The sequence below is a fragment of the Micromonospora sp. WMMD712 genome (assembly GCF_029581295.1).
Lineage (GTDB): Bacteria > Actinomycetota > Actinomycetes > Mycobacteriales > Micromonosporaceae > Micromonospora > Micromonospora carbonacea.
Genome location: NZ_CP120743.1, coordinates 5,221,916 through 5,235,576, shown reverse-complemented (window position 1 = coordinate 5,235,576; position 13,661 = coordinate 5,221,916). Strand labels below are relative to the sequence as shown.

Genomic DNA, 13,661 nt, shown 5'->3' with positions numbered 1-13,661 from the left:
GGGCCGTCAGCGCCCGCGCTCCGCGCCGCCGTTGACCTGGATGATCTGGCCGGTGACGTGACCGGCCAGGGGGGAGGCCAGCCACCGCACCGCCTCGGCGACGTCCTGGGGGGTGCCCGCCCGACCGTTGAGCGTCTGCTGGATCAGCCCGGCCCGACGCTGCTCGGTCAACCGGTCCCGGAAGAACTCGGTGTCCGCCACGAAACCGGGGGCGACCACGTTGACGGTGGTGCCCATCGGCCCCAGCGCGGCGGCGAGGTCGTAGCAGTAGGGGTGCAGCGCGGCCTTGCTCGCCGCGTACGAGCCGGAACCCGAGCCCCGGTACGCCGCAATCGAGCTGATGAAGATGATCCGGCCGTGCTCGCCGGTCAGCAGATCCCGTACGGCCTCGGTCAACAGCACGGCGGTCAGGACGTTGGCCCGCAGGTTGCCGTTCCAGTGGTCGGCCGCCGCCGCCACCGGGCTGTCGAACGACGGGCGGCCCTGCATGGTGACGTTCCCGCCCGCGCAGTGCACCAGCACGTCGACCCGCCCATACTGCTGCCGGATCGCCGCCGCAGCCGCCTCGGCCTGCTCCGGCTCGGCCAGGTCGGCGACAACCGGATCGACGGCGAGGGCCTGCGGGTTCGCCGCGCCGATCTCCGAGGCCGCCGCCTCCAGCACCTCGGCCCGCCGTCCGATGATCACCACCTGCTCACCGTCTGCGGCGAACTGCCCGGCGACGGCGCGCCCGATCCCGGTTCCCCCGCCACTCACCACGACCACCAGGCTCATTGCACTTTCCACCCTTCAATTCGGTACGACGGATTCACGGCCGCCATTATTGGTCCTCGCTGAGATACAGCGGGGTCTTGCCCGTGCGGGAATTGACGGCGAGCCGGTCCACGACGGTCACCTCCAACGCCCGGGGGGCGCGGTCGACGACCGCCCGCAGGCGGTACACCTCGGTGAGCAGTTCGTGCCGGACCAGCCCGGCCACCGCCGCCGGGTCCGCGCCCGGCTGCACCAGCAGCCGCACCTGGAGCGCCTCGTCGGGCCTGGCGTGGTTACGGAAGGCGAGCTGGACGTCCTGCACGCCGGTGATCCGCCGGGCGATCTCCCCCAGTTCGGCCGGTGCCACCAGCACGCTGACGAACTTCACCTGCGTGTCGGCCCGCCCGAGCACCCGCAGCCCCGGCTCGGCCCGGCCGCACGGGCAGGCCACGAACTCGCCACGGTCACCGACCTGGTACCGCAGGATCGGATTGAGGCAGTCGGGGTCGGTGTTGGTGACCAGCACGACGCCGTCGATCAGCTCCACGTGCTGGTACGGCAGGACGTGGAACACGTCCAGAGCGCAGTCCGGCCCGTTGCCGCCGATCACCCACGTCTCGGTGGAGCCGTAGACGCCGTACGTCTTGACGCCCGGCAGCATCGACCGGGTCAGCGCCGCCGCCCGATCCCCGTACTTCTCGCCCGTCCACAGCAGTTTGTCGATGGCCGGCGGCTTCCGGCCGGTGTTGTCGCAGTACTCCAGGAGCTGGGCAATCTGACTGGGGGTGGCGTTCAGCGCGGTGACCCCGAGCCGCTCCATGACCTCCAGCCACTCGCCGAGTTCGTCGCCCTCCACGGAGCCGAGCGGCAGGACCACCGAGCCCGACTCGTGCGCCAGCATGTTGAAGAAGTTGTGCGAGGACCACAACTGGCCGGTGCTGTAGAAGTTGACCAGCATGTCGTCGGGGGCCAGCGGGTTCCACTCCCGGCGGACCGCGGAGACGAACATGCCAGTGGGCACGACGCTCAGCTTCGGCTTCGAGGTGGTTCCACCGCTTCCGTAGAGGTAAGCGCCGATCGACCGGGCGCGCGCCGCGGCCACGAGGTCGTCCAGGGCACCGGCCAGTTCGTCCTTGGTGAGCACCGGCATGTCGCCCAGGGACAGCTCGCCCCCGTCGTCGGGCACGCCCGCGTACTTGTCGCGGAGCGTCGGCAGGCTCGACGCGTGCGCGTACATCCGGCGCAGCGCCCCGGCGTCGAAATCCGTGCGGTCGTGTTTCATCCCGTCTTGCCTCCTGTCAGTTGGCCGGCCGGTCGCGGTGTCACTCCGCGTCCGTCGGATCCGGATCGAGATCGCCTGGCACGAGTGAGAGAACCTCCCCGCCCCAGCACCGCCGGACGATCCCGGCGGCGGCGCGGACGTCCTCGGCGAGGGGCCGGTCCCGGTCGAGGGGGACAACCCGGTCGTGCAGGCGGTGCCACCCGGAGCCGGGGGGCGGTGTGGCGTCGAGCAACCGGGCCAGTTGCGCGACGGCCACCGCGAGCGAGCCGATGACCAGCCAGCCGAGGCGGACGATCTCGGTACCGGCAACAGCACCGTTCAACGCCATCGGCACGTGGTCCTGGTTGCCGAGATTGGTGGGCAACGCGGTCAACGTCGCGGGATGAGCGAGCTGGCGAATCTTGGCGACCATGCCCGACGCGGCGATCTGCACGCCGGCGAACCCGCTGTTCCGGCCCGGGTCCGCCGCCAGCAGCGGCGACTGCCCGCCGTTGTGCCCCGGGTCCAGCACCAGCGCGAGCTGCCGCTCAGCCAGGTACGCGAGCTGATGGGCGCAGAGCGACAACAGGTCGGAGGCGAGCCCCCCGGGCGCGGCGTGGAAGTTGCCCCCGTGCCACACCGCCCCGTCGATGGTCACCGGATTGTCGGTGCACCCGGTCGCCTCCCGCAGCAGGGGCTGCTCCTGGAGGGCGAGCTGGTCGAGGACCGCGCCGACGACCTGCGGGGCGCACCGCAGCGAGTATGGCTCCTGTAACGGCCGAGAGGCCGCCGTCCGGGGCGAACCGGTCAGCTCCCCCTCGATCCAGCGTGCCGCCCGCAGTTGACCCGGATGCCCGCGTACCCGGTGCACCGGCTTGGCGTACGGCTCGCGGCTGCACCCGAGCAGCCCGACGATCCGGGCCGTCAGCGCGGCACAGGCCCGGGCCTGCCCGGCCAGCTCCGCGTGGTTGAGCATGGTCACCGCCAACGAGGCGCCGCATCCGTTGACGAAGGCCAACGCGGCCCGCCCGGGCCACCGGAGGGGACGGCCCTCCAGCCGGCCGATGACCTCCGCCGCCGCCGTCGGCCGCCCTCGCCACCAGGCCAGCCCCTGCCCGGCGAACGCCTGCGCCGCGTGCGCCAGCGGGATCAGGTCGCCGCTCGCGCTGACGCTGCCCTCACCCGGCACAACGGGCACCAACCCCCGGCGCACGAGATCGGCGAGGGCCTCCCAGGTCTCCGGGGCCACGGCGGAGTGGCCGAGGCGCATCCCCTGAAGGCGCAGCCACACCAGGAGCCGGCTCGCCGCGACGCCCAGCGGGCGTCCCTGTCCGGCGCAGAGGTGGTGGATGAGATTGAGCCCTTGCTCGTGCCCGTCGCCGGCCGCCGGGTAGCGCACCAGCGGGCCGAAGCCCCGGGTCACGCCGTAGGCATCGCGGCCGGACGCGACCCAGCGGTCCAGGTCACGCACGCCGCGTGCCATCCGGTCCCGATCCTCGCCGGTGAGCGTGAGCCGCTCTGACCGCAGGGCACCGACGATCAGCTTCCCGAGGCCCTCGGCGGCGGGCACGACGGTGTTCAGCACGGCCCCAACTCCCGGGCTGGCTGCAGCGACGAGTGCGACGACCGGACCGCACGTGGCCGGTGGGCTGCGGGCAGCAGATACGACACCGCCCGCAGCACGTGACGACGCCGGTGCTCTCCGCCCGGCACGAGGATCTCGTACCACTCGCCGCGCAGCTCGTCCCGGAAGATCCGGCAGGCCACCGGCACGCCGACGAGGTCCTCCAGCTCGCGCTCCACCCGGGAGACGTCCAGCCGGTGGCCGTCGACCTTCACCAGGCGGTTGCGCCGGCCGGTGAGCCGGTACGTGCGGGGGCCGGTGACGATCACGGTGTCGTCCAAGGTGTGCTCGTCGGGTTGAGCGGTACCGGCCCGACGGGCCAGCCTGGGACTGCGAACCCGCAGCGGGCGCGGGCCGTCGTGCCGGTCCTCGTCGGCAATCGTCACGTCCTCGGCCAGCGTCCAGTCGTCGTCCGGTGCGCGGCGCACCCCCACGAGCCCTGTCTCGGTAGAGCCGTGCAGCTCACACAGGCGCAGGCCGGGCAGCCGGGTCAGCACCTCGCCGGCCCGCCGGGGCAGCGCGGCGGTGCTGTGCACGACAGTGACCGGGTCGTGGCGAAACCGCGGCAGCGAGCGTTCGATCTGCCACCAGGCCGAGGGCACCGCCACCACCAGCAGCCCGCTCGTCGGATCGCTCAGCGGGTCGATGACGCTGGCCGAGCGCAACGGCACGCCCAGGATCTGTGGCACCAGCCGGTTGAGGAGGTAGCCGTACAGGTGATGGTCCGGGGCGTAGGTGGTCACCGCCCGGACTCCGTCGGGCAGCAGGCCGGCGAGGAGCTCGGCCTCCGCCACCAACTGGTGTCGGGTGCGCCGCCATGCGACCGGTGGCCCGGTCGTGCCGGAGGTGGTGAAATCCACCTCCGCAGGCAACGTGCCCAGCAGGGCGGCCATCAGAACGACACGTCCAGGACCGTCCGGTCGGCGAGCTTGCGCCGCACCAGGTCGTCGATGCTGGCCACGCTCGCGAACGAGGTGCGCAGGTCGTCGTCGACCAGGTCGATCGAGACGCCGAAGCGCTGCTCGACCGAACCGACGCAGTCGATCACGGCGAGGCTGTCGTACTGCGCGTACAGCATGCTCAGAGGTGTCTCGTCGTGCGCGGGATCGAGTTCCTCCCGCACCAGCTCGGCGACGGCAGCGCGGACTTCCGCACGCACCTGGTCGTTCGGTGCGGTCGCTGTCGGGTCACTCACGATCGTGCCTCCTGTAGGACTTCCGCGCCGGTGAGGTGCAGCTCCGGCGGAGCGTGCTCGAACTGGACGAAGACCCGCTCGGGCGGTACGGCCGGGCGCAGCGCCTCGACGATCTGCTGGCACAGCTCGCGCCGGAACCGCTCCGGGCGGCTCGGGTCGATCCGGCAACCGACCAGGGCGAAGGGGCCGCCGGTCGCCAGCGGGAACGGCCCGCTGAACACCGACTCCGGGCCGACCTCGCGAAACGAGCTGATGACGTGGTTGAGGTCGACCCCCTGGCCGCGCAGCCAGCGACTGACCGTCTTGGCGAAGTTTCGGCGTACCGCAGTGGGGAGCGGGCCGCTCTCGACGGTGATGGTGGGCATCACGGCTCCTAGAGGTTGAGTCGGGGCAGCCGCGCGCCGGTCGCGAGCCGGGTGCCCATCGCCGTGGCCAGGACACCCCCGGACCGGCGGCTGAGGGGCCCCCAGGCGTAGCCCGCCGAGCCGACCCGGGTCTTGTCGAGGAACCGGTCCAGCCCTACGACGTCGACCGGCTGGCCGAGGACCTGGTGGGTGAGCACGGCCTGGTACGTCGACACCAGATCCGGGACGCCGCGCTCGGCGGCGGCGAAGCCGCCGAGCCGGGACGCGAAGCCGGCGAGCTGCCCGGCGGCCCGCGCGGCCGCCTCACGCTCGCCGATCAGGTCGAGTACGCGCGCGGCCTGCGCGGTGGCAGCGCAGCTCACCGGGCCCTGCGGGGTGTGCCGGTAGCCCTGCGGGGTCGCGCAGGACGCGACGAACGCCCCCAGCATCCGGGTGTTCAGCACGTCGACGGCGGCGCCGAGTTCCGTGACGACCTCCGCTGCCGAGGCGGTGGCCGCCATGTCCGAGGCCCTGCCCTCCCAGTAGCCGAAGCCGCCGTCGGAGTTCTGGATGCGCCGGCACCAGTCCACGACCCGATCCGCCTCCGGCAGGCCCCGGCCGGCTGCCTTCAGCCCGGCGACGGCCCAGAGCGTGCACCGGACCTCCGCGCCGCGCCCCGGCATGTACATCACGCCGCCCTCGTAGGGCAGGTGGGCGCGCACCAGCCAGTCGGCGTAGCCGGTGACCGCTTCGGCGTCGGGACGGGCTCGGGCGGTCTCCAGCAGCAGCGCAGCCGCCGTGGCGAGGCTGTCGCCGGCCATCGCCGAGTGGCGGTAGGTGAAGCCGCCCTCCGGCAGCTCGCAGGAGGCGAGGAACTCGGGGATCGAGGCCGCGAGCGGCACCGGGACGTCGAGCGTCTGCAGTGCGCCGACCGCGCTGAACCCGGCCCACACGTCGGCGGTGCGGTATCCGTCCCACCGCAGGTAGCCGGCGGGCGTCGCTCGGGCGGCGATCCACGCGCGGCAGTCCGCCGCCCGCTCCGGTCGCCCCCCGAGCGCGTCCAGGGCGCGGACCGCGCGGAAGGTCGCCCACAGACAGGGGGCGGAGTCCGGGTCGGCGAAGGCGTACCCGCCGGCCGGCGTCTGACGCTGGTTGATCCAGGTCAGGAGGGCGGGCGTCCAGGGCGGCGCGGCCGTGCCGGAGGCGGCCCGCCAGGCCATCGCCCCGTAGTAGCAGGCCCGGACGTCGGCACCGGTGGCACCCGGGTACCACCCGAGGCCACCGTCGGCGTGCTGGAGGCGGCCCAGCCAGTCCCGCAGCGCCCCCACATCCGCCGGTTCGACGCTGAGAACCTCCCGGGCCGTGCGCAGAGCGTAGTAGGTGGCCCAGACATCGGGGTGCTGCCCTGGCATCATCGCGAAGCCGCCGCTGTCGTGCTGGAGGGTCGGCAGCCAGCGCGTCAGCTCCGCCACGCGGGGCACCTCGGCACCGAGGTCGCGCAGCGCCTGCGTGCAGTAGTAGGTCGCCCATACGTCCGACGGCAGCCCTCGCTGCCAGGCGAATCCGCCGTCGTGGTTCTGGCAGGACCGCAGGTACTCCACGCAGGCGTCAACGTCGACGGGGCGGCGGCCGAGCCACGCCAGCGTCCGCACCGCCGCGTACGTGCACCAGAGGTCGGCACCGCCCTGGCGGACCCCTCCGTCACCGGTTCTGACGATCGTTGTCCGGTCCATCAGTCCAACCACTCGACGTTCGTGCGCTTCCAGTTCTTCTGGCTCGCTCCGGCCTTGGTGAGCGCCGGGAGCTGGTTGACGAGCACCACGCTGTTCCAGGTCACGCCCAGTTCGGCGAAGCGGGCTCGGATGCGCTCCGCGACCGGCTCCGGCGGCCCGGTGAAGTCCACGTCGCGCTCCAGGACCAGGCGCGCGGCCGGCTGGTCGCCGCCGCGAAGCTGGATCAGGTAGCCGGTCACCTCGGGCACGGCGTAGACGACCGACTCGACGTTCTCGACCGAGATCGGCCGACCGGCGACGCTCACCGCGTCGGACGCCCGTCCGTGGATCGTCAGCACCGGCAGGCCGAGACCGCAGGGGCAGCCGTCGCCCGGCAGGACGCCGGCGATGTCACCCGTGGCGTACCGCAGCAGCGGCCGGGTGTGGTTGTTCAGCGTCGTGGTCACCAGTTCGCCGGTGTCGCCCGGCCTGGCGGGGCGGATCGCGCCATCCTCGCCCCGCAGCTCGGCGATATGGGCTGGCAGCAGGAGGTGCATCCGGTCGTGCTCGCAGCCTGCGCCGATCGTGCCGGTCTCGGTGCTGCCGTACGAGGCGTCGATGACCCGGCAGTCCCACAGCGCCGCAAGCCGCGCCCGCATCGGGGCCGTGCTCACCTCGCCGAGAAGCAGGGCCGTGCGAAGGCTTTCCCGGACGGCGTCGAGCCGTCCGCGCTGCTTGAGCAGCCGGGTCCACTGGAGCATCACGCCGGGGGCGACGAAGACGTGGTCGGGCCGGAAGCGGCTGAACAACTCCTCCAGCCGGTCCCAGTCGCACATGCCCTGGGCGAACGGATAGCAGCGCAGGAGCATGCAGTCCAGGTGCTCCGCGACGGAGGCGACCAGGTCGCCGACGGGGACGACGTCCGACGGCAGCAGCGACGCCACCCGGTCGCCGGGACGCAGCGTACGGCTCCAGACGGTGGCGACCGACGCCGTGTTCCACACCACGTCCTCGACGGCGCGGGGCGTGGGAGTGGGAGAACCGGTCGAGCCCGAGGTCTCGTAGTAGCGCACATGGCTGCCGTCGTCCCGGACGAACCCGAACGGATCCGCCTTCACCTCCTGCTTCTCGGTGACCGGGGCGCCGGCGAAGTCCCGGGCACGCACGTGCGGGAGGTCCCGGTAGCGGGGCGAGCCGTCGAGCCGCTCCCAGAGCTGGGCGAGCTTCTCCCCCTGGATACGGGTGACGACGTCCGGCTTGAAACCGGCGGCTGCCAGAGTCTGCCGCTCCCGCTCGGCGGCGGCGCACGCCGCCGCCGAGCGGCGGTGGAAGTTGGACATGCTGACTCCTTCGACTCAGACGACGATCGCGGGCGAGGCCAGGCACAGGTCGGACTCGCCGTCCCGCAGGACATCGCCGTACGTCTCGCGCACCCAGACGTCGTCGTAGACCGAGGCGAGGTACCGCTCGCCGAGGTCGGGTGAGATGGCCACCGCGCGGAGCGACCGATCGGCGAGCCAGGACAGTGCACCGCTGATCACCGTGCCGGTCGAACCGCCCAGCAGGAAACCGTGGCCGAGCAGTTGACGGCAGGTTCGGACGGTCTCGGGTTCCTCGACGTACACGACGTCGTCGACGAACGATTCGGCCAGGATGGCCGGGCGGACGCTCGTGCCGAGACCGGGGATCATCCGGCGCCCCGCCGGGCCGCCGAAGTTCACCGAGCCGACGCTGTCCACAGCGACCACCCGCACACCCGGGTGGTACGCCTTGAAGTAGCGGGCGCAGCCCATCAGGGTCCCGGTCGTGCCCGCGCCGATGAAGAGCACGTCCAGGTCCGGGAACTGGGCGGCGATGGCCGGAGCGGTGGTGCGGTAGTGCGCCTGCCAGTTGGCGCGGTTGACGTATTGGTTCAGCCAGACGTGGTTGTCGTCCGCCGCGCAGAGCTGTTGGACGTAGCGGATCCGGGCGCCGAGCAGCCCCTCGTCGGCGGCCGGCTCGCCCACGACCCGCACGTCCGCACCGAGGGTGGTCATCAGCCGGCGGGTGAGCGGGTTGCACCGGACGTCCGTGACGCAGATGAACCGATATCCCCGGTGGGCTGCGATGATGCCGAGCGCGACCCCCAGGTTGCCGGAGGACGACTCGACGAGGGTCATGCCGGGCCTCAGCCGCCCCGAACGTTCCGCGATAGTCACCATCTCGGCCGCAGCCTTGATCTTGATGGAGCCGGCGAAGTTGAACCCTTCACACTTGAGGAACAAGTCGCGGCCGAAGATCGGACGCAGGTCAACGAAGAGATCATCCACATTGAACTCGTGCGGAGCGGAGATCACTGGCACGACGCGCCCCCGTCCCCCGTGCGGCACCGCCGCGCCGCTGCGCCGCTACGCATAGCGGCTCAGCTCCGAGAAGAAGCCGTCCACGGTTCCGAGACCGTCCGTCGCGGCCAGTCGGTCGTACACCCACCGTCCGACCGCGATGTCCAGCACCCCGAGTCCGAAGGGTGAGAAGACCACGGGGCGGTCCCGGGGCAGGACGACGTCCCCCGCCATCACCTCGGCCAGGGTGCCGGCCAGGAATTCCCGGTTACCGATCCGCTGCTCCGTCAGGTGCACCGACGTCGAGGCCTTGAGGCAGTGTTCGACATCGTCGACCACGTTCACGGCAGAGAGCACCACCTCCGGCGACAGGTCTCGCAGCGACAGGTGCAACACCACCGGCCGGTGCGAGAACCAGGCAGGGTCGGTGACGTGCGGCTCGGCCGCGACGGTCGCGAAGACCACTACGTCGCTGTCGCGCACCAGGCTGCGCAGGTCGTCGTGGACGCGCACCTCCTGATCGGGCACCCACCCGCGGATCGAGTCGCGGAACCGGCCCGCGTACTCGGGTGACAGGTCGTAGACGCCGACGGCGTCCCAGTCCCAGCCGGTGCCGGCCAGGTAGGAATGGACGTACCGAGCGATGAGCCCGCCGCCGACGAAGCCGATCCGGCGCGGTCGCTCCCGGTCCCGGGTGAGCCGGTCCAGCGCCAGCGCCGCCGACGCAGCCGTACGGACCGCGCTGATGACCGAGCCTTCGAGGCAGGCGTATGGGAAGCCGGTGCGGGGATCGTTGAGCACCAGTACCGCCGACGCCCGGGGGATCCCATGCTCGATGTTCGCCGGAACGCTGGAGATCCACTTGATGCCGTCCGTACGCACCTCGCCGCCGACCGAGGCCGGCAGGGCGATGATCCGCGCCGACGGCCGGTCCGGGAAGCGGAGGAAGTACGACGGGGGGTTGACCGTGTCACCACGGCCGTGGAGGGCGTACACCTTCCCCACCAGGTCCACGATCTGCCGCTCCCGGCCCCGCAACACCTGCTGCACCTGGGCCCCGGTGACCACGGAGAACGCCGGTGGCGCCGGCCGGTCGGCCACGGCGCTGCCAGGCCCCACGGCCTGTGGATGACGGCTGTCGCCCGGGCGGCCGGCTGGTCCGCTGTTTGTCACTGAACCTACCCCTCGTCACGCGAATGCCCCCGTCTCCGCCGAGGCCGCAGGGCTTCGGCAGCACTGACTGAGGAGGCGTGGACCTGTGGCCCTGACGGCCATCTACAGCATTCGGGACATCTGCATCGCGTTGTCATCCGCGACTCATCCGGCCGGCACCGCATCGGCGGGGAGCAGGGGGGACGTGGTCCCCGGTGTCGTACCCGACCGGCCCGGCGACCGGGGCGACGGACCCGGTCAGGCGGTGTCGCCCGCCGGGGCCGCCATCAGTTCCAGCACGGCCGACTCGCCGACGGCGTCGTTGCTGTCCCGGTAGAGGCTGAGCGCCTGGCGGAGCCAGGACCGAGCCTCCTCCGGCTCGCCGCAGCCGCGCATGGCCATCCCAATCCGCATGAGCGTCTCGGCCTCCGCTGTCCGGAAGCCGAACCGTCGCAGCCTGTCGAGCGCCTGGTGCAGGTACTCCAGGGCGGTCCGGTATTCCCCCCTGCGGATGGACACCTCGCCCATGCTGCTCAGGATCAGCGCCTCGTGCTGGTCCTCCCCGGCCTCCCGGGCGATCTTGAGGGCCGTCTCCAGCCGGTCCAGGCCGGCATCCGTCTCACCGAGCGCCACCAGCGTGTCGGCGGAGTTGTTGAGCGCGTGCACCGTGAGCGTGACGTTGTCCGCTTCCTGGGCCAGGGCGAGGGCCCGCTGGTCCTGCTCCAGCGCCTCCTCCAGCCGGCCGGCCACCCCGAGCGCCCATCCGATGCCGAGGAGCGCTCCGGCCGCACCATCCAGGTACCCCTCCGACTCGTACAACTCGGCGGACCGATGCAGGTGCTCGATCGCCGGCGTCAGTTCCTGGCTCACTGCCAGGGCACCGCCCAGGGCGTGGCACAGGTGCCCGAGCATCAGGGAATCGTCGATGTCCTGCGCCTTCTCCAGGCAGAGCTTCCATGCCTCGACGTCGGCCCCGGGGAAGCCGGAGCGGACGAAGTAGCTGTGCAGGTGGTAGATCAGCTGAACCGCGCGGCGGATGTCGTGGCCAACCGCCCGGGACGTGACGGCGGCCAGGTTCTCGCGCTCCCCGTTGAGGAACTCGATGGCGTCTATCTTGCCCCGAAAGGGCGCGAGATGGTTGTCGATCGTGGGCCTGGCGTCCGCGTAGCCGTCCCGGTCGGGCCGCAGGAGCCCTGCGACGTCCCCGGCCACCGACAGGTACCAGGACAGAAGGCGGTCCAGCGCCTCGTCGGGTCGATCCTCCTTCGCCGACTGCTGCAGGCGCTCCTCGGCGAAGGACCGGACGAGGTCGTGCATCGCGAACTGCCCGCCGAGATCGTTGACCAGGTGGGTGGTCACCAGGCTCGCGATGATGCGGCGGGCGGCCGGAAGCGGCACACCGGCCAGCGTCGCCACCAGTTCGGGTCGGAACCGGCCGCCCGGATGCACCGCCAGCAGCCGGAAGACCCGTGCTTCCTCCGGCGGAAGCACGGCGTAGGCGCTGGCCAGGACAGACCGGACGCTCCGCGTGTCGCCGTCGACGACGAAGCCGTCAAGGGGCGCACCGGCGCGCGTGAGCTCGGCGACCAGGTCGCCGAGGGTGAGGAAGCGCTCCGCGATCAGGCGCGCGGCCAGGATGCGCAGGGCCAGCGGCATACCACCGCAGAGATCGACCAGGCGCTGCGCCGCCGGGTCCTCGCGGCTGACCGGCGACCGCCCGGTGACGCCTTCGGCGAGGAGGGAGAAGCTCTCTTCGCGGTTGAGCGGGCTGATGGTCACCCGGCTGACGGCCACGTGGGTGTTCAGGGCGGCGAGGCTGCGCCGGCTCGTGACCACGAGCTGGGAGCCGCCGCCGACAGGCAGTACCGGCAGCACCTGGTCGATGCTCCCCACGTTATCCAGGATGATGAGGACGCTACGGTCGCTGATCACCGACCGGTACAGGGGTATCTGCTTCTCCAGCGCACCGGGTATCCGCTGCGGCGGGAGTTGCAGGCTCTCCAGCACGTGCTGCAGCACGCTGCTCGGGGAACGGCTCGATCCGGGCAGGTGTCCCCGCAGGTCGAGGAAGATCTGCCCGTCCGGGAAGCGGTCCCGGACGCGATGGGCCCACTCCACCACGAGGGAGGTCTTGCCCATCCCCGCCGCGCCGGTCACGGCGATGACGGGCCCCTCTCCCACCTCTCGGTCGAGGTACCCCAGCTCACCGCCGCGGCCGGTGAAGTAGCCGACCCGGGGCGGGATCTGTATGGGCGGCGGCGGGCCGCTCGACATCGCCGGGACGGCGGGGACCTGTCCCGGGTCGTCCCTCACCGGCGCGTCCAGCGCAGGGTCGTTGCGCAGGACCCGCTGATGCAGTTCACGCAGGTCGGGACCCGGGTCGATGCCGAGTTCCTCACCGAGACGGGTCCGGATCTCCTGATACGCCCGCAGCGCGTCCTTCTGCCGACCCGCCCGGTAGAGCGCGAGCATCAACAGCCCGGTGAGCTGCTCCCGGAAAGGAAACTCGGCGACGAGGCCGACGAGCTCGGTGAGGACGCGGCCGTGCCGCCCCAGGCGGAGCTCCAGCCGTACGCACTCCTCCCAGGCGACGTGGCGCTCCTCGTTGATGCGGGCCGCATCCGCCTCGATGACACCGCTCCTGACCCCCGCGAACGCCGGCCCGCGCCAGAGCGCCAGCGCCTCCCGCAGGGTGCGTACCGCGCCGGCCACGTCACCGGCTTCCTCCAGCGCGGTGGCCCGCGAGACCTGGTCGCGGAACCGGTACAGGTCCAACTGGTCCGGCGCGACCTCCAAACGGTATCCGCCGCGCGTGGTGCGGATCACCCGCTTCGCGTCCGGCACGCCGGCCTGCTGCCATGCCTGGCGCAACTGCGACGCCGCGTTCTGCACCTGACGCTCGGCCGAGTCCGGTGGCTCCTCCTCCCACAGCGCCTCGGCGAGCGCGCCGATCGACACGAACGTGTTCGGCGTCAGCAACAGGCGGGCGAGGAACCTCTCCTGGCGGGGCCGCAATGGTGGAAGCACTCGCCCTGCCCATGTCTCCAGGTTGCCGAGGACACGGAACTCCATGCGTCGCTCCCCCCAAGCGGAACTCCCCCGAAACGCCAGCTGCCGGCGAGCGGCGGCGCAACGCCGATTGTATAGACTTCGGACATTGGCATCGAAGTGGCGCGATTCACAGCCGGAGCAGCGTGGGCAGAGGCCCACCCACCTTTCCGTCAGCGATCCGCATGCAGATCTGCGATGAAATTCGGATGAAGATCGATGGCATGCTTTCCCAGCCAACGGATCACTAC

11 protein-coding genes are annotated in these 13,661 nt (G+C 71.8%); all 11 read right to left on the bottom strand.

The window, feature by feature from the left end; genetic code table 11:
* Positions 1 to 6: 6 nt before the first annotated feature.
* Positions 7 to 774 carry an SDR family oxidoreductase gene (locus O7633_RS22825; RefSeq protein WP_282323870.1) on the bottom strand — a complete coding sequence of 256 codons (768 nt, stop codon included), beginning with the start codon at positions 772 to 774 and terminating at the stop codon, positions 7 to 9.
* A 46-nt stretch (positions 775 to 820) separates the two neighbouring features.
* A complete protein-coding gene (locus tag O7633_RS22820) occupies positions 821 to 2,035 on the bottom strand; it encodes an AMP-binding protein (RefSeq protein WP_282323869.1) in 1,215 nt (404 codons plus the stop codon).
* Positions 2,036 to 2,075: 40 nt separating this feature from the next.
* A complete protein-coding gene (locus tag O7633_RS22815) occupies positions 2,076 to 3,599 on the bottom strand; it encodes an aromatic amino acid ammonia-lyase (protein WP_282323868.1) in 1,524 nt (507 codons plus the stop codon).
* Positions 3,593 to 4,531 carry a hypothetical protein gene (locus O7633_RS22810; protein WP_282323867.1) on the bottom strand — a complete coding sequence of 313 codons (939 nt, stop codon included), beginning with the start codon at positions 4,529 to 4,531 and terminating at the stop codon, positions 3,593 to 3,595. Before O7633_RS22810 ends, O7633_RS22815 begins: the two co-directional genes overlap by 7 nt.
* Positions 4,531 to 4,833 carry a phosphopantetheine-binding protein gene (locus tag O7633_RS22805; RefSeq protein WP_282323866.1) on the bottom strand — a complete coding sequence of 101 codons (303 nt, stop codon included), beginning with the start codon at positions 4,831 to 4,833 and terminating at the stop codon, positions 4,531 to 4,533. Before O7633_RS22805 ends, O7633_RS22810 begins: the two co-directional genes overlap by 1 nt.
* Positions 4,830 to 5,198 carry a hypothetical protein gene (locus O7633_RS22800; protein WP_282323865.1) on the bottom strand — a complete coding sequence of 123 codons (369 nt, stop codon included), beginning with the start codon at positions 5,196 to 5,198 and terminating at the stop codon, positions 4,830 to 4,832. Before O7633_RS22800 ends, O7633_RS22805 begins: the two co-directional genes overlap by 4 nt.
* Positions 5,199 to 5,206: 8 nt before the next feature.
* Positions 5,207 to 6,910, bottom strand: coding sequence for a prenyltransferase/squalene oxidase repeat-containing protein (locus O7633_RS22795; protein WP_282323864.1), 1,704 nt, complete (start codon positions 6,908 to 6,910; stop codon positions 5,207 to 5,209).
* Positions 6,910 to 8,229, bottom strand: coding sequence for an AMP-binding protein (locus O7633_RS22790; RefSeq protein ID WP_282323863.1), 1,320 nt, complete (start codon positions 8,227 to 8,229; stop codon positions 6,910 to 6,912). The genes O7633_RS22795 and O7633_RS22790 overlap by 1 nt, the downstream gene beginning before the upstream one ends.
* A 15-nt stretch (positions 8,230 to 8,244) precedes the next feature.
* On the bottom strand, positions 8,245 to 9,198 hold the full coding sequence (gene sbnA / locus O7633_RS22785) for a 2,3-diaminopropionate biosynthesis protein SbnA (RefSeq protein WP_282323862.1): 954 nt from the start codon (positions 9,196 to 9,198) through the stop codon (positions 8,245 to 8,247).
* Between the two features lie 78 nt (positions 9,199 to 9,276).
* Entirely contained in the window at positions 9,277 to 10,329 is a 1,053-nt protein-coding gene (gene sbnB, locus O7633_RS22780) for a 2,3-diaminopropionate biosynthesis protein SbnB (RefSeq protein ID WP_282323861.1), read from the bottom strand.
* Between the two features lie 291 nt (positions 10,330 to 10,620).
* Positions 10,621 to 13,434, bottom strand: coding sequence for a BTAD domain-containing putative transcriptional regulator (locus O7633_RS22775; protein ID WP_282323860.1), 2,814 nt, complete (start codon positions 13,432 to 13,434; stop codon positions 10,621 to 10,623).
* Positions 13,435 to 13,661: the final 227 nt, after the last annotated feature.

Coding starts and splice junctions, on each gene's coding strand:
- O7633_RS22810 (WP_282323867.1), bottom strand. CDS start 4,531: ATGGCCGCCCTGCTGGGCACGTTGCCTGCGGAGGTGGATTTCACCACC.
- O7633_RS22775 (WP_282323860.1), bottom strand. CDS start 13,434: ATGGAGTTCCGTGTCCTCGGCAACCTGGAGACATGGGCAGGGCGAGTG.
- O7633_RS22820 (WP_282323869.1), bottom strand. CDS start 2,035: ATGAAACACGACCGCACGGATTTCGACGCCGGGGCGCTGCGCCGGATG.
- O7633_RS22800 (WP_282323865.1), bottom strand. CDS start 5,198: ATGCCCACCATCACCGTCGAGAGCGGCCCGCTCCCCACTGCGGTACGC.
- O7633_RS22790 (WP_282323863.1), bottom strand. CDS start 8,229: ATGTCCAACTTCCACCGCCGCTCGGCGGCGGCGTGCGCCGCCGCCGAG.
- O7633_RS22825 (WP_282323870.1), bottom strand. CDS start 774: ATGAGCCTGGTGGTCGTGGTGAGTGGCGGGGGAACCGGGATCGGGCGC.
- O7633_RS22795 (WP_282323864.1), bottom strand. CDS start 6,910: ATGGACCGGACAACGATCGTCAGAACCGGTGACGGAGGGGTCCGCCAG.